The organism is Leptolyngbya sp. KIOST-1 (genome assembly GCF_000763385.1).
GTDB lineage: Bacteria > Cyanobacteriota > Cyanobacteriia > Phormidesmidales > Phormidesmidaceae > Nodosilinea.
Genome location: NZ_JQFA01000004.1, coordinates 1 through 15,309, shown reverse-complemented (window position 1 = coordinate 15,309; position 15,309 = coordinate 1). Strand labels below are relative to the sequence as shown.

At 56.4% G+C, this 15,309-nt stretch carries 33 protein-coding genes; 8 read left to right on the top strand and 25 right to left on the bottom strand.

The annotated features are described in order from the left end of the window. Window positions 1-55: 55 nt before the first annotated feature. The 6 genes from NF78_RS17135 (at window position 56) to NF78_RS17115 (ending at window position 1,585) form a co-directional block, all read left to right on the top strand. Window positions 56-307, top strand: coding sequence for a helix-turn-helix domain-containing protein (locus NF78_RS17135; protein ID WP_035990245.1), 252 nt, complete (start codon window positions 56-58; stop codon window positions 305-307). 77 nt (window positions 308-384) lie between these two features. Continuing rightward, the gene (locus NF78_RS31310) at window positions 385-597 is read left to right on the top strand and encodes a hypothetical protein (RefSeq protein WP_156119858.1); all 213 of its coding nucleotides are present in this window, start codon (window positions 385-387) and stop codon (window positions 595-597) included. Beyond that, the gene (locus NF78_RS17130) at window positions 587-778 is read left to right on the top strand and encodes a hypothetical protein (RefSeq protein WP_035990241.1); all 192 of its coding nucleotides are present in this window, start codon (window positions 587-589) and stop codon (window positions 776-778) included. The genes NF78_RS31310 and NF78_RS17130 overlap by 11 nt, the downstream gene beginning before the upstream one ends. Next, a complete protein-coding gene (locus tag NF78_RS17125; RefSeq protein ID WP_035990240.1) occupies window positions 771-977 on the top strand; it encodes a hypothetical protein in 207 nt (68 codons plus the stop codon). Before NF78_RS17130 ends, NF78_RS17125 begins: the two co-directional genes overlap by 8 nt. Further along, window positions 978-1,358 carry a hypothetical protein gene (locus NF78_RS17120; protein WP_035990238.1) on the top strand — a complete coding sequence of 127 codons (381 nt, stop codon included), beginning with the start codon at window positions 978-980 and terminating at the stop codon, window positions 1,356-1,358. After that, window positions 1,358-1,585, top strand: a complete 228-nt coding sequence (locus NF78_RS17115) for a hypothetical protein (RefSeq protein ID WP_035990236.1) — start codon at window positions 1,358-1,360, stop codon at window positions 1,583-1,585. The genes NF78_RS17120 and NF78_RS17115 overlap by 1 nt, the downstream gene beginning before the upstream one ends. A gap of 304 nt (window positions 1,586-1,889) precedes the next feature. On the opposite strand, the gene NF78_RS17105 is transcribed toward NF78_RS17115, so the two are convergent. From NF78_RS17105 to NF78_RS17080, 10 genes are all read right to left on the bottom strand, one after another. Further along, entirely contained in the window at window positions 1,890-2,183 is a 294-nt protein-coding gene (locus tag NF78_RS17105; RefSeq protein ID WP_035990222.1) for a hypothetical protein, read from the bottom strand. 26 nt (window positions 2,184-2,209) lie between these two features. Beyond that, window positions 2,210-2,380 (bottom strand): hypothetical protein, encoded by a 171-nt coding sequence (locus NF78_RS31305; protein WP_156119852.1) that lies wholly within the window; start codon window positions 2,378-2,380, stop codon window positions 2,210-2,212. Window positions 2,381-2,451: 71 nt separating this feature from the next. After that, a complete protein-coding gene (locus tag NF78_RS28385) occupies window positions 2,452-3,054 on the bottom strand; it encodes an FHA domain-containing protein (RefSeq protein WP_052050687.1) in 603 nt (200 codons plus the stop codon). Next, complete coding sequence (locus NF78_RS31300) at window positions 3,044-3,220, bottom strand: hypothetical protein (RefSeq protein WP_156119857.1); 177 nt, start codon at window positions 3,218-3,220, stop codon at window positions 3,044-3,046. The genes NF78_RS28385 and NF78_RS31300 overlap by 11 nt, the downstream gene beginning before the upstream one ends. Further along, window positions 3,220-3,369: a hypothetical protein gene (locus NF78_RS31295; RefSeq protein WP_156119856.1), complete on the bottom strand. Its 150-nt coding sequence runs from the start codon at window positions 3,367-3,369 to the stop codon at window positions 3,220-3,222. The genes NF78_RS31300 and NF78_RS31295 overlap by 1 nt, the downstream gene beginning before the upstream one ends. Window positions 3,370-3,540: 171 nt before the next feature. Next, window positions 3,541-3,705 carry a hypothetical protein gene (locus NF78_RS32500; RefSeq protein ID WP_225885359.1) on the bottom strand — a complete coding sequence of 55 codons (165 nt, stop codon included), beginning with the start codon at window positions 3,703-3,705 and terminating at the stop codon, window positions 3,541-3,543. Between the two features lie 107 nt (window positions 3,706-3,812). Then, on the bottom strand, window positions 3,813-4,160 hold the full coding sequence (locus tag NF78_RS17090; RefSeq protein WP_156119855.1) for a hypothetical protein: 348 nt from the start codon (window positions 4,158-4,160) through the stop codon (window positions 3,813-3,815). Window positions 4,161-4,210: 50 nt separating this feature from the next. Further along, window positions 4,211-4,468, bottom strand: a complete 258-nt coding sequence (locus tag NF78_RS17085) for a hypothetical protein (protein ID WP_035990230.1) — start codon at window positions 4,466-4,468, stop codon at window positions 4,211-4,213. Window positions 4,469-4,754: 286 nt separating this feature from the next. Then, window positions 4,755-5,375 carry a hypothetical protein gene (locus tag NF78_RS31290; protein ID WP_156119854.1) on the bottom strand — a complete coding sequence of 207 codons (621 nt, stop codon included), beginning with the start codon at window positions 5,373-5,375 and terminating at the stop codon, window positions 4,755-4,757. A 455-nt stretch (window positions 5,376-5,830) separates the two neighbouring features. Next, window positions 5,831-6,010, bottom strand: coding sequence for a hypothetical protein (locus NF78_RS17080; protein WP_035990229.1), 180 nt, complete (start codon window positions 6,008-6,010; stop codon window positions 5,831-5,833). Between the two features lie 73 nt (window positions 6,011-6,083). Here NF78_RS17080 and NF78_RS17075 point away from each other — a divergent pair, with 73 nt between their 5' ends. Next, the gene (locus NF78_RS17075; RefSeq protein ID WP_035990226.1) at window positions 6,084-6,362 is read left to right on the top strand and encodes a hypothetical protein; all 279 of its coding nucleotides are present in this window, start codon (window positions 6,084-6,086) and stop codon (window positions 6,360-6,362) included. Window positions 6,363-6,676: 314 nt separating this feature from the next. Here the strand turns inward: NF78_RS17075 and NF78_RS31285 are convergent, their stop codons facing one another. Further along, window positions 6,677-6,985, bottom strand: a complete 309-nt coding sequence (locus tag NF78_RS31285; protein WP_156119853.1) for a hypothetical protein — start codon at window positions 6,983-6,985, stop codon at window positions 6,677-6,679. Window positions 6,986-7,304: 319 nt separating this feature from the next. Here NF78_RS31285 and NF78_RS17070 point away from each other — a divergent pair, with 319 nt between their 5' ends. Beyond that, the gene (locus NF78_RS17070; protein ID WP_035990225.1) at window positions 7,305-8,378 is read left to right on the top strand and encodes a hypothetical protein; all 1,074 of its coding nucleotides are present in this window, start codon (window positions 7,305-7,307) and stop codon (window positions 8,376-8,378) included. Between the two features lie 323 nt (window positions 8,379-8,701). On the opposite strand, the gene NF78_RS17065 is transcribed toward NF78_RS17070, so the two are convergent. From NF78_RS17065 to NF78_RS31250, 14 genes are all read right to left on the bottom strand, one after another. Then, on the bottom strand, window positions 8,702-8,995 hold the full coding sequence (locus tag NF78_RS17065; protein ID WP_035990222.1) for a hypothetical protein: 294 nt from the start codon (window positions 8,993-8,995) through the stop codon (window positions 8,702-8,704). Window positions 8,996-9,021: 26 nt separating this feature from the next. Further along, window positions 9,022-9,192 (bottom strand): hypothetical protein, encoded by a 171-nt coding sequence (locus NF78_RS31280; protein ID WP_156119852.1) that lies wholly within the window; start codon window positions 9,190-9,192, stop codon window positions 9,022-9,024. A 494-nt stretch (window positions 9,193-9,686) separates the two neighbouring features. Beyond that, window positions 9,687-9,980, bottom strand: coding sequence for a hypothetical protein (locus NF78_RS17055; protein ID WP_035990222.1), 294 nt, complete (start codon window positions 9,978-9,980; stop codon window positions 9,687-9,689). A gap of 26 nt (window positions 9,981-10,006) precedes the next feature. Then, window positions 10,007-10,177: a hypothetical protein gene (locus NF78_RS31275; protein WP_156119852.1), complete on the bottom strand. Its 171-nt coding sequence runs from the start codon at window positions 10,175-10,177 to the stop codon at window positions 10,007-10,009. Between the two features lie 494 nt (window positions 10,178-10,671). Continuing rightward, window positions 10,672-10,965 carry a hypothetical protein gene (locus NF78_RS17045; RefSeq protein WP_035990222.1) on the bottom strand — a complete coding sequence of 98 codons (294 nt, stop codon included), beginning with the start codon at window positions 10,963-10,965 and terminating at the stop codon, window positions 10,672-10,674. A gap of 26 nt (window positions 10,966-10,991) precedes the next feature. Further along, window positions 10,992-11,162: a hypothetical protein gene (locus tag NF78_RS31270; RefSeq protein WP_156119852.1), complete on the bottom strand. Its 171-nt coding sequence runs from the start codon at window positions 11,160-11,162 to the stop codon at window positions 10,992-10,994. A gap of 494 nt (window positions 11,163-11,656) precedes the next feature. Further along, entirely contained in the window at window positions 11,657-11,950 is a 294-nt protein-coding gene (locus NF78_RS17035) for a hypothetical protein (RefSeq protein WP_035990222.1), read from the bottom strand. 26 nt (window positions 11,951-11,976) lie between these two features. Continuing rightward, complete coding sequence (locus NF78_RS31265; RefSeq protein ID WP_156119852.1) at window positions 11,977-12,147, bottom strand: hypothetical protein; 171 nt, start codon at window positions 12,145-12,147, stop codon at window positions 11,977-11,979. A gap of 494 nt (window positions 12,148-12,641) precedes the next feature. Further along, window positions 12,642-12,935: a hypothetical protein gene (locus NF78_RS17025; protein ID WP_035990222.1), complete on the bottom strand. Its 294-nt coding sequence runs from the start codon at window positions 12,933-12,935 to the stop codon at window positions 12,642-12,644. Window positions 12,936-12,961: 26 nt separating this feature from the next. Continuing rightward, window positions 12,962-13,132, bottom strand: a complete 171-nt coding sequence (locus NF78_RS31260; RefSeq protein WP_156119852.1) for a hypothetical protein — start codon at window positions 13,130-13,132, stop codon at window positions 12,962-12,964. A gap of 494 nt (window positions 13,133-13,626) precedes the next feature. Continuing rightward, window positions 13,627-13,920, bottom strand: coding sequence for a hypothetical protein (locus tag NF78_RS17015; RefSeq protein ID WP_035990222.1), 294 nt, complete (start codon window positions 13,918-13,920; stop codon window positions 13,627-13,629). Between the two features lie 26 nt (window positions 13,921-13,946). Next, a complete protein-coding gene (locus NF78_RS31255; protein WP_156119852.1) occupies window positions 13,947-14,117 on the bottom strand; it encodes a hypothetical protein in 171 nt (56 codons plus the stop codon). Between the two features lie 494 nt (window positions 14,118-14,611). After that, window positions 14,612-14,905 (bottom strand): hypothetical protein, encoded by a 294-nt coding sequence (locus NF78_RS17005; protein WP_035990222.1) that lies wholly within the window; start codon window positions 14,903-14,905, stop codon window positions 14,612-14,614. Between the two features lie 26 nt (window positions 14,906-14,931). Further along, window positions 14,932-15,102 carry a hypothetical protein gene (locus NF78_RS31250; protein ID WP_156119852.1) on the bottom strand — a complete coding sequence of 57 codons (171 nt, stop codon included), beginning with the start codon at window positions 15,100-15,102 and terminating at the stop codon, window positions 14,932-14,934. Between the last annotated feature and the right edge of the window lie 207 nt (window positions 15,103-15,309).

Here is a 15,309-nt window from a genome sequence, read left to right as displayed (position 1 = left end):
GATCAGCTTGAAAAGTTGATCTAAAGCACTAGTCAATTTGCCTAGTACATGAGCTATGGTAGATCCGTCCCCGTTGAATGTCGAGGGGGTTCCCCCGTTGAAAACAATTCGTGAACTTCTCGAAATGTCTCAGCAGGACTTCGCGTCCTGGCTTGGCATTGCTGTGAGCACAGTTAGCCGCTGGGAACGTGGGATAGGAACGCCCATGTTTACGGCGGGGCAGTTTAAAAAGTTGATGCGTGAGCTAAGCCGTTTTGGCTACTCACTTGAAGACTTGCCCGATGATCTCAATCACCAGGTGAGCTAAACCTAAAAACGCGGGGGTAGCCTGCAAGCCACACCCCCGCGCCTGTCCACTGTCCATCTAGTAACAGGAACAACTCAATGCTACCCAATTGCAACACCCCCACGCCGGGGGCCGAATCCGTGCGCCCATGCAAGCCCTGGCAGATCTACATGCTCCGGGGCCACCGGTGGGTGCCCGTCGGCGCGTGTGGCGATAGAGCTATGGGCGAAGCCCAGATAGCAACCCTACGCCGCATCATGCCCCGCAACCGCTTCCAGCTCGTCTGGGAGGGCGAACCCGATGCCGCCTGAAGAGCCCAGGTGGCGCAGCTACAACGAGCGTTTACTGCACAAAGCGGCTTTAGCTGCCCTGCCCGCGCTCATTGCTGCCCATCCCGACTGGAACAACACCGCGATCGCCATGCGGGCGATCGAGCTGGCCCAGGCCCTAGTTAAAGAGTTGAAATTTATCGAGGTACCCACCAATGACTGACCCAAAAGATAGACCCTTTGAAGACTACGACCGCCTCAGCTTCGAGCACGCGGCCAGGCAAGAAACCGGCTCAGACCGGGCTGAAGTTGTCGAGGTCGACGACGACGCGGATCACGTTGTCGTGGACACCGACAAAGGCCGCTACATCATGCAGAGCGACGACCTGGGCTTCCCCCACGTGGTGAGGGAGGCGGACTAAATGCGCTACAAACCCGACCTAATGGCCCAGGTCCACGGGTTCACCAGCCCCACCCTGCTGGGTGGCCTGCTGCTGCTCTCCACGGTGCCTACCAGCTGCGTAGATGCCGCCTGGGCACCGGAGTATGGCTCTCTGCCGGGGGAGTTCTCCCCCCACGGCGGCCACCCCTTCGGCCTCGACGGCAGCGTGACCCAGGAGGAGGCGCTGACCGTCGAGTACCTGGCCTGGCCCCAGGACCGCGAGGCCATGATCACCCTGATCGGCTTCCCGCTGCACTTTAGCGGCCAGTTCGACTACTACCAGGCCCCCGGTGGCCGGTGGCTTGTGATCCGCTACAACGGCCCCCTGGCCGTTGGCTACCACTATGAGGAGAGAAGGTAATGCCCTGGCCTTTTTGGACGCACGACGATACCACCGACGACGACGAGCGCGACTACCTAAACAACAACTGCAAAGAGGGCGTAGACCCCCGATCCGTCTGGGATGACTGGGGCGATCGCGACGTTGATCACAAAGTCGAAACTCAAGACGACGTTCACTGCTCGACAGAAGACGAAGTAGAAACGTACTATAACGAAACCCGGCCTTCGGGCTGGTGGCCACTCTAGCTAGGTGGAATTATGATCCGGATTCAGTTTCTGAAGGGGGACGCCCCTGATTTCGCAGACTGCACCAGCTGCCAAGCTGAAACCTACCGCGTTACCAGAGAGCTTTTAGACTCTGCCCCACGGGTAAAGACAGCAGCTATCATGCAGCGTCTCAACATCAAAGATATTCGCTCCTTCTACGCACGGCTAACTCACTTGCAAGAGAAGGGGTATCTACGCTGGGGAAAGTCCCAGACGGCGACAGCTTAAACGATGACGACTCGGCTCCTTAGCCAAAACCCCCGGTCTCTCAGCCGGGGGTTTTTTATGGCTGCATCCCCAGCAGCTTAGCCACCACCGTTTCAATTGCCGGTGCCAAAGCTTGCAGCACTGGCGACAAAATCACTACTGTTCCCGCCGTAACGATGATGGTTCGAGACAACATTAAATTGTCCCGTGAGAGCTGAAAAAAGCGATCGTCCCAGCGCTTCACCTCTTCTGCAAACTGGCCCATATCAGCGGAGAGCCGATCGATGGCCTCACTGTTGCGCTGAATGGTCTCGCTGTTCTTCTCTACCAGGGCTTCTATCCGGTCAAGGCGGTCATTGCTGGTGGTCATGGGTGGCCGGGTTCGCTACAGCCCCATTATCGCCTGTCCCTCACCAGTTGGGCGATCGTGCGCTCCACACACCATTGCAGCGTCTGGTGGCGGTTGTCCTCGCGCACCGCATAGAGCAACCGCGCCGAGGTCTGCCGGTTGTGGGTGTACCGGGTGATTTGCTTTAGGGCTTCGGCAACTTGGGCCTGGGTCTGCATGGCGCGTCCTCCTGATTACCTCCTGAGAATGCCCCTCAGCCGCCCACCACCCTTTCAGCCATCTGGCTGAATCAGTCCATCACCACCACCACCGCCGCCACCACCCCGGCCACCACCACCAGCCGCACCACCGCCCCCGTGCGCGTCTGCGGGGCCAGCAGCCACCCCAGCACCCGATCCAGGTTATCCGCGTAAGTCCTGGGGGGCGGCGGGGGCGGCGGCGGGGGCGGCGGGGGCGGCGGGGGCGGCTGGTGGGGGCGGTGGTCCAGGGGCACCACATCGGCCACGGTGGCGGGGCCATCCTCCCCGATCGTGTCGCCCTCGTCCTCCACAATATTCACCAGGTTTGGGCCAAGCCACAGGCGATCGCCCACGCGCAGCGGGGCCGGGTCCCCAGGGGTGAGCACCTGGCCAGACACCGTAGTCCCCCCGGTGCTGCCCAGGTCGGTCACAGACCAGCGATCGGCGCTGTAGCTGTAGCTGATAACGCAGTGGCGGCGGCTGACGTTGCGTAGAGCAATGGTGAGATCAGAGGCCGGATGCCGCCCCACCAACCACTCCCCGCGCTCCCCATGCCCGTGGCTGTCGGTGGGGGCTTCCAACTGATAGACCTGCCCCGCCCAGGCCGTATCGGCAAAGTCGTCGCCAAAGTAGAGGCAGAGCTTAGGAGGCATCGCCGTCGGGGTCCACCTGCTCTGTAGGGTCTTTTGCAGCGTGGCTCCCTCCCCCCTGTCTACGCCCAGGGAATTTGTCGGGGTCTTTCTTGCCCCCCATCGACGAGGCCGCCGCCATCAACACCACCGCCAGGGCCACGGCCACCAAAATACTCTGAACGCTCATTACACCGACCGATAAAACGTCACCTTGCAGGAGGGCAGATAATGTACCGGCTCAAAGCGCAGCCGGTAGGTATAGTCTGCCGAAAACCGAAAAATAGAAGGGGCCAGGGGCACTACCACCCCCGGCAGCAAATGGGGCTTGCCCTCCACTCGGTAAACCTGGTTTAACCAACCAGCTCGGTACCAGTTTGGAGGCCGGGGCGGAGTAAAAACTTCAATTTCAATCCTTACCCACTCTGCCGCCAGCACAACAGGAATAAGAACTGAATCCCGTTTTTGTCTATAAGTAATTGAGTGAAAACGTGCCCATCGAACGTCCATCTAAAAAGAAATTGCCGTAGGCAAATAAAGGATGCTGGAACGGGGCTGCTCTATCTCAACCACTGATTCTAAATCGGCATCTTCTTCCTCAATTTCCTCTAGCCTTTCATCGTATTCACCCGACAATAAGTATTCTTCAAGTTCATCAGGTGTGACCGACTCCATAAGGGGACTACCCCCAGGTCGCACAACATAGGCGTAGTCGCCATCCGGCGGGGGGATGGCCATCCATGCTCTAAAATTTGGGTCACCCGGGAGTAGTAGATCCATAGCTATGAGGCCATGTTAGCGGTATTGATTTTAATCTTCCCGCCACGGGTCTTAACTTCCTGATCGGCCATAGAGCCGCCCAAAACCCGGCCAATCTTGTCAGGGTCACAATAGCGCACGGCTGACACCTGGCGCTTGTTGCGAATGCCTGAAAGCCGAACGCGGGGAGGCTTGGGGTAGTTAATCCCAAACCCTACGCCCTTGGCAGAGTTATTGTCGCTGATCTCGCGTACCCCTAGCTCGTCCTTAATGCCGTCGTAGGCGTAGTCCGGTGCTTGGAAGCCAAACTTCAGCTCTCCAATGTCACCCACCGCACCGCCCAGCCGGACCCAATGTCGTTTGTTTGCCATAAAAAAACCTTGATTTATTGACCAAAAAAGAATGCGTGGCCGATAGAAATTTACGGCAGATAGGGCGCGGCAGTGATGATATAGCCGTTAGCACTGTCAGCAAATTCTACGGGAATGGTCACATCGAAGGAGATGGTAGAGGCGGTGAAGTTGGCCGAAACTGTGACCCGGTTTTCCCGATCTACGGGGGGGTCGAGGGTCAAACCTTCGGCGATCCACTCGTCTTCGGCCTGCTTCAGTTCGCGCAGGGCTTCAACCACCTGGCCCTCCAGGCTGGTGGCGGTGTTGAGGTTAACGGTATCAGCCATAGTTGTTAGTAGAACTCGTCTCCTAAACTATGCCCCAACCGCCCGTTGCAATTGGGTTGCAAAGCAAAACTATCATCACGAGCCTTAGCCCCAAAGAGTTCGGATCAGGTATCCATCACATACCATCGACCGCTCAATTTAGTAGCCCTAACCTCACCACGCACAATTCTGAGTCGAGCCGTGCTTATACTGATGAAATGTTTTTCACTATACTGTAATAGCGTTACCCAATTGCTCCAGTCTTGAGGTTTTTTGGCCCGACGTCGAAAATGATGAATTTTGTTTCTCATCTAATTTTCTCCGTCCAGGCGGGTTTCATATTTTTTTGCCCCGTGGGGTAGAAATGAGCCACAGTTGGCACTACTGAGACTTTTTTCAATGCAGTGCCCTGCCTTTCTCCTGTAACAATTGCTATTGGTTTTGGTCGCTGTTCGCTAACAATTATTCTTGCCAGAGTATTAATTGTTGACTCTGCCTCTGTTTTGGTTCTGGCGTGGACCAATATTTTTGAATTGTCATTTAGGGTTAACATGCCCTGCCACTGGCCTTTGTTATAAGAGGGCAATCGTCGCTTAAGCTCACTTCTCAGAGAGGCATTAAACCAAGGAATAGTAAGAGGCCATCGAGACTGCCCTAGTGAACCATCCTTTTTGATCTCCGCATAAAGCACTACCAGTTGAGGCCGATCCGCTCCTACCCGCACCTGCCACCACTCTGGCACAGTAGCAATAGGCGGGGGTGGCTCGCATCTAGTATTGTCATGCAACACTTTCAAGATTTGATGCAGGCCATCTATTTTTTGACTTAACCCTCCTAAACCCTGGCCTGACTTTTCACCGTTTCTACTAACAGAAAAATCGGTTCCACACTCCGGCAGCGCCCAAGCGAGGGTAAACGTTTCTTCCAACTTGGCCCTAATTATTTTCAGCTCAGCACACGGATCGCAATCACCATCGTCCGGCCCCGGCTGCTCCGTTAGGTTGGGGTTGGGCCGGGGGTTTGGGGTTGGAGTTGGGGTTGGCCGGGGGTAAGGATCTTTTTTATCGTCCCCAGTTGGCACCGGCACCGGCACTGGCACGGGGAAGGGGATAGGGTCAGGGCCGGGGGTTGGGGTTGGCCCTGGCCCTGGTAGCGGGGTTGGCCAGGGGGTTGGGGTTGGGGTTGGCCGGGGGGTTGGGATAGGAGTAGGGCCGGGGAGATTAATAGGTTGAGGCTGTATTTTTGGGGCATTTGGATTATTTACTGAGTCGAAATTTACAGGAATAACTATGGTTTGCAAAGGAAAGTTAGGATCGGTTGGCCAGGGTGCAATCCTAATATCTCTTACTTCTGCACCACAACCAGCGGCTAAACCGTGTGTGTTTAGCGCATAAAAAATATTGCTAGTGCCACCAGGGCATCCAACTGAACTACCATTTGATCCAGTTCTATAAGGGTAAATCTGGCTAATACCAACGTATTGATTGTCTTGCCAAGCTCCACCAGCATACCGATACTGCCAGTAGACTTGAAAAAGCTGTGAGCTTTGCCCCATTGTTTCATAAGGAAAAACCCCAGCTATTTGAGCATTATTTTTATTTGCAGATGGCAACGGTGAAATTATATTGGCTAGTCCTTGCCCCAACAAGGAACCGATCGCGCTACCAACAATCCCCCCGACTATGCCCCCAGCTACGACTCCAACCGGCCCCCCCATGGCCCCGATCGCACTGCCCAGAGTAGTCCCGGCAATACCACCGATAGCAGCACCGCCCCCAGCAAACGTCGCATGGGTCAGCGATCCGGTGCGACCATACACTACTGCCCCTTCGACAACACCACCGACCACATCCCCCACATAGGGCAGGGACTGGGCAACTCTAGATCCAGTTCGAGCGGTGGCAGCTGCGGGTAAGGGCACCAAATTATCGACAGCTCCAGCGGGCACGGGGCTGGGAAACCCGTATCGGGCATTAAAAGCCCGTTCGGTCGCGTCTGGCATCCAAGCCCGTTGCCCGCTGGGGGTAACGTAGGTGGCCGAATCAAAGGCAGCATCCAGTCTGGTAGTTGGGCTACCTATACGGGGGGGCTGCACCGGGGCAGCTGGCGCAACGTATCCACCACCGGCCCCGGTTTGATAGGGCGCAATCGGCCCCCCAGTGGGCAGAGGCGATCCAACAACCCATTGCCCCGTTAAACCGTCAATAACTTCGGCAAATTGGGTTGGCATTATGGTGATCTAAAGCTGGTGGGTATTACTGTTTGAGAAAATTCGCGCACCCGTTTCCAAACCGGCAAATTTTGGGCTGCGGTTTCATTAACAACGATCATCGCCCGATTTACTATTATCAACTCGCCGTCTGGCACTCTTAATTGTGGCTGAATATAACGATAAATCCTATTTGTATTAGGTGCTTCGGTATAACTATCAGTAGAGTTGTTAAACGATAAAACAGCCGTAGACCAAGTAACCAACTCCTCGAGGGTAGTTATCGCAAAAGCGCCGGTCGGTAATTGAGCTGAGGTGAAAGCTGTCATGATATTTGGCCTAAATCACTGCTCCAATTTTGCCCCCTCCAGCGCGAGACAAACCGGCGATAATAGGCCATATCTTAGGCAAGGATTAATAATTAAAAGCCAAAAGCTATAGCAAGCAAGGCTTTCAGGGCTAAACACTTAGGTCTGCAAAACCTCGATTCGGCGGTTCGAATCCGCCTGTCGCCTTTTGTTTTCATGCTCATTTTTGGGCTAGAAACACCGTAGACAGGGCGTTACAGCTCTGTTACGGTTTGTGTATTGTTGCTAGTTGTAGTTAATCGTTGCTAATCGAGCCTCAAAATCTAGGCAAAATTTAGGCATGGATTTTGCTGAGCGACTGAACCGGGCTAACGGGCGGCTGAAGGCCGCTAAGATCCGCGTGCGGCTGCAAGTGCTCAATCAGAAGCTCTACGCCCGTGGCACCTTCCCTCCGGCCCCTGGCAGCACCAAAGACGCGCCCCACCAGCAGCGGATCGCCCTGGGGCTACCGGCCAACCCCAGGGGCCTCTCTGTGGCCGAGGAACAGGCCAAAGCTATCGGGGTGGCCCTTGAGGCAGGGCGATTTGATTGGGGGGCCTACCGGGGCGCCCGGGCCGAAACGGTGGGTGATTGGATCGAGCGGTTCCGTCGCCGGTGGCGGGGCGCGGCGATCACCTGGCAGACCGACTACCAGCAGCCCTTTAACAAACTGGCCCTCGATGCGCCGCTGACGGTGGCCCTGCTGGAGCAGACCGCCGAGAAAACCACCGGCGAGGATACCAGGGCGCGGCTACGGGCCTGCAATGCCTATCGCCAGCTGGCAGAATTTGCGGGCCTGCCGGGGGAGGGGGTTGCCGTGCTCAAGGGCAGCTACAGCGCGACGGCGGTTGACCCGCGCTCGTTGCCCACGGACGAACAAATCGCCGGTTGGCGGGGCAAAATCACGGAGCCCGGTTGGCGGTGGCTGTTTGGGATGCTGGCAACCTATGGTTTGAGGCCCCACGAAGCCTACACCGCCGACCTGGCCGACTTCCCCACGGTGAGGGTTCACGCCGACACGAAAACGGGGGCGCGGTTTGTGTGGCCGCTCTACCCGGAGTGGGCCACCGGCTGGGATTTGGCCACCGTGACCATGCCGCCGCTGGCCAACATCGAAGGGTACAGCAATGCCCAATTGGGGACAAAGACCGCGAGGGCCTTCAATCGGCTGGGTTTTTGCCAAGCCTACGATCTGCGCCACTGCTTTGCGCGGCGGTGCCTTGAGTTTGGCTACAGCCCAGAGTTTGGGGCAAAGCTGATGGGCCACAGCCCCGAGACGCACTGCAAGGTCTATCGGCGGTGGATCGATGAGGGTACCTACTGGGCTATCTACCAGGCGGGTTTGCAGCGGGGCGATCGCCCGGTGGCTCCTTAGGGAAAAGGCGAAAATAATCGTCTTCAGAGATTAGGTAGAACTCACCAGTGACCATGATTAGTCGCGCATAGTAAAAATCACCCCCTTCGACTGTCCGATGACAGGAAGAGATGTTGGCCATATTCACCTGCACTGCCTCGGGTTTCCCGTTTTTCCCCGCCAGCCGATAGCACGTTACTGGCCTGATGTCTGGTTTTTCCATATTTTCACTGCCACAACTTAAACGACTCTACAAGGGCGCGTTCATCGACATCACTTTACAGCTTAAACGATGACGACTCGGCTCCTTAGCCAAAACCCCCGGTCTCTCAGCCGGGGGTTTTTTATGGCTGCATCCCCAGCAGCTTAGCCACCACCGTTTCAATTGCCGGTGCCAAAGCTTGCAGCACTGGCGACAAAATCACTACTGTTCCCGCCGTAACGATGATGGTTCGAGACAACATTAAATTGTCCCGTGAGAGCTGAAAAAAGCGATCGTCCCAGCGCTTCACCTCTTCTGCAAACTGGCCCATATCAGCGGAGAGCCGATCGATGGCCTCACTGTTGCGCTGAATGGTCTCGCTGTTCTTCTCTACCAGGGCTTCTATCCGGTCAAGGCGGTCATTGCTGGTGGTCATGGGTGGCCGGGTTCGCTACAGCCCCATTATCGCCTGTCCCTCACCAGTTGGGCGATCGTGCGCTCCACACACCATTGCAGCGTCTGGTGGCGGTTGTCCTCGCGCACCGCATAGAGCAACCGCGCCGAGGTCTGCCGGTTGTGGGTGTACCGGGTGATTTGCTTTAGGGCTTCGGCAACTTGGGCCTGGGTCTGCATGGCGCGTCCTCCTGATTACCTAAACAACAACTGCAAAGAGGGCGTAGACCCCCGATCCGTCTGGGATGACTGGGGCGATCGCGACGTTGATCACAAAGTCGAAACTCAAGACGACGTTCACTGCTCGACAGAAGACGAAGTAGAAACGTACTATAACGAAACCCGGCCTTCGGGCTGGTGGCCACTCTAGCTAGGTGGAATTATGATCCGGATTCAGTTTCTGAAGGGGGACGCCCCTGATTTCGCAGACTGCACCAGCTGCCAAGCTGAAACCTACCGCGTTACCAGAGAGCTTTTAGACTCTGCCCCACGGGTAAAGACAGCAGCTATCATGCAGCGTCTCAACATCAAAGATATTCGCTCCTTCTACGCACGGCTAACTCACTTGCAAGAGAAGGGGTATCTACGCTGGGGAAAGTCCCAGACGGCGACAGCTTAAACGATGACGACTCGGCTCCTTAGCCAAAACCCCCGGTCTCTCAGCCGGGGGTTTTTTATGGCTGCATCCCCAGCAGCTTAGCCACCACCGTTTCAATTGCCGGTGCCAAAGCTTGCAGCACTGGCGACAAAATCACTACTGTTCCCGCCGTAACGATGATGGTTCGAGACAACATTAAATTGTCCCGTGAGAGCTGAAAAAAGCGATCGTCCCAGCGCTTCACCTCTTCTGCAAACTGGCCCATATCAGCGGAGAGCCGATCGATGGCCTCACTGTTGCGCTGAATGGTCTCGCTGTTCTTCTCTACCAGGGCTTCTATCCGGTCAAGGCGGTCATTGCTGGTGGTCATGGGTGGCCGGGTTCGCTACAGCCCCATTATCGCCTGTCCCTCACCAGTTGGGCGATCGTGCGCTCCACACACCATTGCAGCGTCTGGTGGCGGTTGTCCTCGCGCACCGCATAGAGCAACCGCGCCGAGGTCTGCCGGTTGTGGGTGTACCGGGTGATTTGCTTTAGGGCTTCGGCAACTTGGGCCTGGGTCTGCATGGCGCGTCCTCCTGATTACCTAAACAACAACTGCAAAGAGGGCGTAGACCCCCGATCCGTCTGGGATGACTGGGGCGATCGCGACGTTGATCACAAAGTCGAAACTCAAGACGACGTTCACTGCTCGACAGAAGACGAAGTAGAAACGTACTATAACGAAACCCGGCCTTCGGGCTGGTGGCCACTCTAGCTAGGTGGAATTATGATCCGGATTCAGTTTCTGAAGGGGGACGCCCCTGATTTCGCAGACTGCACCAGCTGCCAAGCTGAAACCTACCGCGTTACCAGAGAGCTTTTAGACTCTGCCCCACGGGTAAAGACAGCAGCTATCATGCAGCGTCTCAACATCAAAGATATTCGCTCCTTCTACGCACGGCTAACTCACTTGCAAGAGAAGGGGTATCTACGCTGGGGAAAGTCCCAGACGGCGACAGCTTAAACGATGACGACTCGGCTCCTTAGCCAAAACCCCCGGTCTCTCAGCCGGGGGTTTTTTATGGCTGCATCCCCAGCAGCTTAGCCACCACCGTTTCAATTGCCGGTGCCAAAGCTTGCAGCACTGGCGACAAAATCACTACTGTTCCCGCCGTAACGATGATGGTTCGAGACAACATTAAATTGTCCCGTGAGAGCTGAAAAAAGCGATCGTCCCAGCGCTTCACCTCTTCTGCAAACTGGCCCATATCAGCGGAGAGCCGATCGATGGCCTCACTGTTGCGCTGAATGGTCTCGCTGTTCTTCTCTACCAGGGCTTCTATCCGGTCAAGGCGGTCATTGCTGGTGGTCATGGGTGGCCGGGTTCGCTACAGCCCCATTATCGCCTGTCCCTCACCAGTTGGGCGATCGTGCGCTCCACACACCATTGCAGCGTCTGGTGGCGGTTGTCCTCGCGCACCGCATAGAGCAACCGCGCCGAGGTCTGCCGGTTGTGGGTGTACCGGGTGATTTGCTTTAGGGCTTCGGCAACTTGGGCCTGGGTCTGCATGGCGCGTCCTCCTGATTACCTAAACAACAACTGCAAAGAGGGCGTAGACCCCCGATCCGTCTGGGATGACTGGGGCGATCGCGACGTTGATCACAAAGTCGAAACTCAAGACGACGTTCACTGCTCGACAGAAGACGAAGTAGAAACGTACTATAACGAAACCCGGCCTTCGGGCTGGTGGCCACTCTAGCTAGGTGGAATTATGATCCGGATTCAGTTTCTGAAGGGGGACGCCCCTGATTTCGCAGACTGCACCAGCTGCCAAGCTGAAACCTACCGCGTTACCAGAGAGCTTTTAGACTCTGCCCCACGGGTAAAGACAGCAGCTATCATGCAGCGTCTCAACATCAAAGATATTCGCTCCTTCTACGCACGGCTAACTCACTTGCAAGAGAAGGGGTATCTACGCTGGGGAAAGTCCCAGACGGCGACAGCTTAAACGATGACGACTCGGCTCCTTAGCCAAAACCCCCGGTCTCTCAGCCGGGGGTTTTTTATGGCTGCATCCCCAGCAGCTTAGCCACCACCGTTTCAATTGCCGGTGCCAAAGCTTGCAGCACTGGCGACAAAATCACTACTGTTCCCGCCGTAACGATGATGGTTCGAGACAACATTAAATTGTCCCGTGAGAGCTGAAAAAAGCGATCGTCCCAGCGCTTCACCTCTTCTGCAAACTGGCCCATATCAGCGGAGAGCCGATCGATGGCCTCACTGTTGCGCTGAATGGTCTCGCTGTTCTTCTCTACCAGGGCTTCTATCCGGTCAAGGCGGTCATTGCTGGTGGTCATGGGTGGCCGGGTTCGCTACAGCCCCATTATCGCCTGTCCCTCACCAGTTGGGCGATCGTGCGCTCCACACACCATTGCAGCGTCTGGTGGCGGTTGTCCTCGCGCACCGCATAGAGCAACCGCGCCGAGGTCTGCCGGTTGTGGGTGTACCGGGTGATTTGCTTTAGGGCTTCGGCAACTTGGGCCTGGGTCTGCATGGCGCGTCCTCCTGATTACCTAAACAACAACTGCAAAGAGGGCGTAGACCCCCGATCCGTCTGGGATGACTGGGGCGATCGCGACGTTGATCACAAAGTCGAAACTCAAGACGACGTTCACTGCTCGACAGAAGACGAAGTAGAAACGTACTATAACGAAACCCGGCCTTCGGGCTGGTGGCCACTCTAGCTAGGTGGAATTATGATCCGGATTCAGTTTCTGAAGGGGGACGCCCCTGATTTCGCAGACTGCACCAGCTGCCAAGCTGAAACCTACCGCGTTACCAGAGAGCTTTTAGACTCTGCCCCACGGGTAAAGACAGCAGCTATCATGCAGCGTCTCAACATCAAAGATATTCGCTCCTTCTACGCACGGCTAACTCACTTGCAAGAGAAGGGGTATCTACGCTGGGGAAAGTCCCAGACGGCGACAGCTTAAACGATGACGACTCGGCTCCTTAGCCAAAACCCCCGGTCTCTCAGCCGGGGGTTTTTTATGGCTGCATCCCCAGCAGCTTAGCCACCACCGTTTCAATTGCCGGTGCCAAAGCTTGCAGCACTGGCGACAAAATCACTACTGTTCCCGCCGTAACGATGATGGTTCGAGACAACATTAAATTGTCCCGTGAGAGCTGAAAAAAGCGATCGTCCCAGCGCTTCACCTCTTCTGCAAACTGGCCCATATCAGCGGAGAGCCGATCGATGGCCTCACTGTTGCGCTGAATGGTCTCGCTGTTCTTCTCTACCAGGGCTTCTATCCGGTCAAGGCGGTCATTGCTGGTGGTCATGGGTGGCCGGGTTCGCTACAGCCCCATTATCGCCTGTCCCTCACCAGTTGGGCGATCGTGCGCTCCACACACCATTGCAGCGTCTGGTGGCGGTTGTCCTCGCGCACCGCATAGAGCAACCGCGCCGAGGTCTGCCGGTTGTGGGTGTACCGGGTGATTTGCTTTAGGGCTTCGGCAACTTGGGCCTGGGTCTGCATGGCGCGTCCTCCTGATTACCTAAACAACAACTGCAAAGAGGGCGTAGACCCCCGATCCGTCTGGGATGACTGGGGCGATCGCGACGTTGATCACAAAGTCGAAACTCAAGACGACGTTCACTGCTCGACAGAAGACGAAGTAGAAACGTACTATAACGAAACCCGGCCTTCGGGCTGGTGGCCACTCTAGCTAGGTGGAATTATGATCCGGATTCAGTTTCTGAAGGGGGACGCCCCTGATTTCGCAGACTGCACCAGCTGCCAAGCTGAAACCTACCGCGTTACCAGAGAGCTTTTAGACTCTGCCCCACGGGTAAAGACAGCAGCTATCATGCAGCGTCTCAACATCAAAGATATTCGCTCCTTCTACGCACGGCTAACTCACTTGCAAGAGAAGGGGTATCTACGCTGGGGAAAGTCCCAGACGGCGACAGCTTAAACGATGACGACTCGGCTCCTTAGCCAAAACCCCCGGTCTCTCAGCCGGGGGTTTTTTATGGCTGCATCCCCAGCAGCTTAGCCACCACCGTTTCAATTGCCGGTGCCAAAGCTTGCAGCACTGGCGACAAAATCACTACTGTTCCCGCCGTAACGATGATGGTTCGAGACAACATTAAATTGTCCCGTGAGAGCTGAAAAAAGCGATCGTCCCAGCGCTTCACCTCTTCTGCAAACTGGCCCATATCAGCGGAGAGCCGATCGATGGCCTCACTGTTGCGCTGAATGGTCTCGCTGTTCTTCTCTACCAGGGCTTCTATCCGGTCAAGGCGGTCATTGCTGGTGGTCATGGGTGGCCGGGTTCGCTACAGCCCCATTATCGCCTGTCCCTCACCAGTTGGGCGATCGTGCGCTCCACACACCATTGCAGCGTCTGGTGGCGGTTGTCCTCGCGCACCGCATAGAGCAACCGCGCCGAGGTCTGCCGGTTGTGGGTGTACCGGGTGATTTGCTTTAGGGCTTCGGCAACTTGGGCCTGGGTCTGCATGGCGCGTCCTCCTGATTACCTAAACAACAACTGCAAAGAGGGCGTAGACCCCCGATCCGTCTGGGATGACTGGGGCGATCGCGACGTTGATCACAAAGTCGAAACTCAAGACGACGTTCACTGCTCGACAGAAGACGAAGTAGAAACGTACTATAACGAAACCCGGCCTTCGGGCTGGTGGCCACTCTAGCTAGGTGGAATTATGATCCGGATTCAGTTTCTGAAGGGGGACGCCCCTGATTTCGCAGACTGCACCAGCTGCCAAGCTGAAACCTACCGCGTTACCAGAGAGCTTTTAGACTCTGCCCCACGGGTAAAGACAGCAGCTATCATGCAGCGTCTCAACATCAAAGATATTCGCTCCTTCTACGCACGGCTAACTCACTTGCAAGAGAAGGGGTATCTACGCTGGGGAAAGTCCCAGACGGCGACAGCTTAAACGATGACGACTCGGCTCCTTAGCCAAAACCCCCGGTCTCTCAGCCGGGGGTTTTTTATGGCTGCATCCCCAGCAGCTTAGCCACCACCGTTTCAATTGCCGGTGCCAAAGCTTGCAGCACTGGCGACAAAATCACTACTGTTCCCGCCGTAACGATGATGGTTCGAGACAACATTAAATTGTCCCGTGAGAGCTGAAAAAAGCGATCGTCCCAGCGCTTCACCTCTTCTGCAAACTGGCCCATATCAGCGGAGAGCCGATCGATGGCCTCACTGTTGCGCTGAATGGTCTCGCTGTTCTTCTCTACCAGGGCTTCTATCCGGTCAAGGCGGTCATTGCTGGTGGTCATGGGTGGCCGGGTTCGCTACAGCCCCATTATCGCCTGTCCCTCACCAGTTGGGCGATCGTGCGCTCCACACACCATTGCAGCGTCTGGTGGCGGTTGTCCTCGCGCACCGCATAGAGCAACCGCGCCGAGGTCTGCCGGTTGTGGGTGTACCGGGTGATTTGCTTTAGGGCTTCGGCAACTTGGGCCTGGGTCTGCATGGCGCGTCCTCCTGATTACCTCCTGAGAATGCCCCTCAGCCGCCCACCACCCTTTCAGCCATCTGGCTGAATCAGTCCATCACCACCACCACCGCCGCCACCACCCCGGCCACCACCACCAGCCGCACCACCGCCCCCGTGCGCGTCTGCGGGGCCAGCAGCCACCCCAGCACCCGATCCAGGTTATCCGCGTAAGTCCTGGGGGGC

Bases quoted from the DNA above. Each gene is read 5' to 3' on its own strand.
- NF78_RS17105 (WP_035990222.1), bottom strand. From the start codon at position 2,183: ATGACCACCAGCAATGACCGCCTTGACCGGATAGAAGCCCTGGTAGAG.
- NF78_RS17130 (WP_035990241.1), top strand. From the start codon at position 587: ATGCCGCCTGAAGAGCCCAGGTGGCGCAGCTACAACGAGCGTTTACTG.
- NF78_RS31300 (WP_156119857.1), bottom strand. From the start codon at position 3,220: ATGAGCGTTCAGAGTATTTTGGTGGCCGTGGCCCTGGCGGTGGTGTTG.
- NF78_RS32500 (WP_225885359.1), bottom strand. From the start codon at position 3,705: ATGGAGTCGGTCACACCTGATGAACTTGAAGAATACTTATTGTCGGGT.
- NF78_RS31250 (WP_156119852.1), bottom strand. From the start codon at position 15,102: ATGCAGACCCAGGCCCAAGTTGCCGAAGCCCTAAAGCAAATCACCCGG.
- NF78_RS31305 (WP_156119852.1), bottom strand. From the start codon at position 2,380: ATGCAGACCCAGGCCCAAGTTGCCGAAGCCCTAAAGCAAATCACCCGG.
- NF78_RS17120 (WP_035990238.1), top strand. From the start codon at position 978: ATGCGCTACAAACCCGACCTAATGGCCCAGGTCCACGGGTTCACCAGC.
- NF78_RS17125 (WP_035990240.1), top strand. From the start codon at position 771: ATGACTGACCCAAAAGATAGACCCTTTGAAGACTACGACCGCCTCAGC.
- NF78_RS17035 (WP_035990222.1), bottom strand. From the start codon at position 11,950: ATGACCACCAGCAATGACCGCCTTGACCGGATAGAAGCCCTGGTAGAG.
- NF78_RS17015 (WP_035990222.1), bottom strand. From the start codon at position 13,920: ATGACCACCAGCAATGACCGCCTTGACCGGATAGAAGCCCTGGTAGAG.
- NF78_RS17055 (WP_035990222.1), bottom strand. From the start codon at position 9,980: ATGACCACCAGCAATGACCGCCTTGACCGGATAGAAGCCCTGGTAGAG.
- NF78_RS17135 (WP_035990245.1), top strand. From the start codon at position 56: ATGGTAGATCCGTCCCCGTTGAATGTCGAGGGGGTTCCCCCGTTGAAA.
- NF78_RS31275 (WP_156119852.1), bottom strand. From the start codon at position 10,177: ATGCAGACCCAGGCCCAAGTTGCCGAAGCCCTAAAGCAAATCACCCGG.
- NF78_RS17045 (WP_035990222.1), bottom strand. From the start codon at position 10,965: ATGACCACCAGCAATGACCGCCTTGACCGGATAGAAGCCCTGGTAGAG.
- NF78_RS28385 (WP_052050687.1), bottom strand. From the start codon at position 3,054: ATGCCTCCTAAGCTCTGCCTCTACTTTGGCGACGACTTTGCCGATACG.
- NF78_RS17080 (WP_035990229.1), bottom strand. From the start codon at position 6,010: ATGAAACAATGGGGCAAAGCTCACAGCTTTTTCAAGTCTACTGGCAGT.
- NF78_RS17070 (WP_035990225.1), top strand. From the start codon at position 7,305: ATGGATTTTGCTGAGCGACTGAACCGGGCTAACGGGCGGCTGAAGGCC.
- NF78_RS17090 (WP_156119855.1), bottom strand. From the start codon at position 4,160: ATGGCAAACAAACGACATTGGGTCCGGCTGGGCGGTGCGGTGGGTGAC.
- NF78_RS31255 (WP_156119852.1), bottom strand. From the start codon at position 14,117: ATGCAGACCCAGGCCCAAGTTGCCGAAGCCCTAAAGCAAATCACCCGG.
- NF78_RS31310 (WP_156119858.1), top strand. From the start codon at position 385: ATGCTACCCAATTGCAACACCCCCACGCCGGGGGCCGAATCCGTGCGC.
- NF78_RS31270 (WP_156119852.1), bottom strand. From the start codon at position 11,162: ATGCAGACCCAGGCCCAAGTTGCCGAAGCCCTAAAGCAAATCACCCGG.
- NF78_RS31265 (WP_156119852.1), bottom strand. From the start codon at position 12,147: ATGCAGACCCAGGCCCAAGTTGCCGAAGCCCTAAAGCAAATCACCCGG.
- NF78_RS17115 (WP_035990236.1), top strand. From the start codon at position 1,358: ATGCCCTGGCCTTTTTGGACGCACGACGATACCACCGACGACGACGAG.
- NF78_RS17065 (WP_035990222.1), bottom strand. From the start codon at position 8,995: ATGACCACCAGCAATGACCGCCTTGACCGGATAGAAGCCCTGGTAGAG.
- NF78_RS17025 (WP_035990222.1), bottom strand. From the start codon at position 12,935: ATGACCACCAGCAATGACCGCCTTGACCGGATAGAAGCCCTGGTAGAG.
- NF78_RS31280 (WP_156119852.1), bottom strand. From the start codon at position 9,192: ATGCAGACCCAGGCCCAAGTTGCCGAAGCCCTAAAGCAAATCACCCGG.
- NF78_RS31285 (WP_156119853.1), bottom strand. From the start codon at position 6,985: ATGACAGCTTTCACCTCAGCTCAATTACCGACCGGCGCTTTTGCGATA.
- NF78_RS31260 (WP_156119852.1), bottom strand. From the start codon at position 13,132: ATGCAGACCCAGGCCCAAGTTGCCGAAGCCCTAAAGCAAATCACCCGG.
- NF78_RS17085 (WP_035990230.1), bottom strand. From the start codon at position 4,468: ATGGCTGATACCGTTAACCTCAACACCGCCACCAGCCTGGAGGGCCAG.
- NF78_RS17005 (WP_035990222.1), bottom strand. From the start codon at position 14,905: ATGACCACCAGCAATGACCGCCTTGACCGGATAGAAGCCCTGGTAGAG.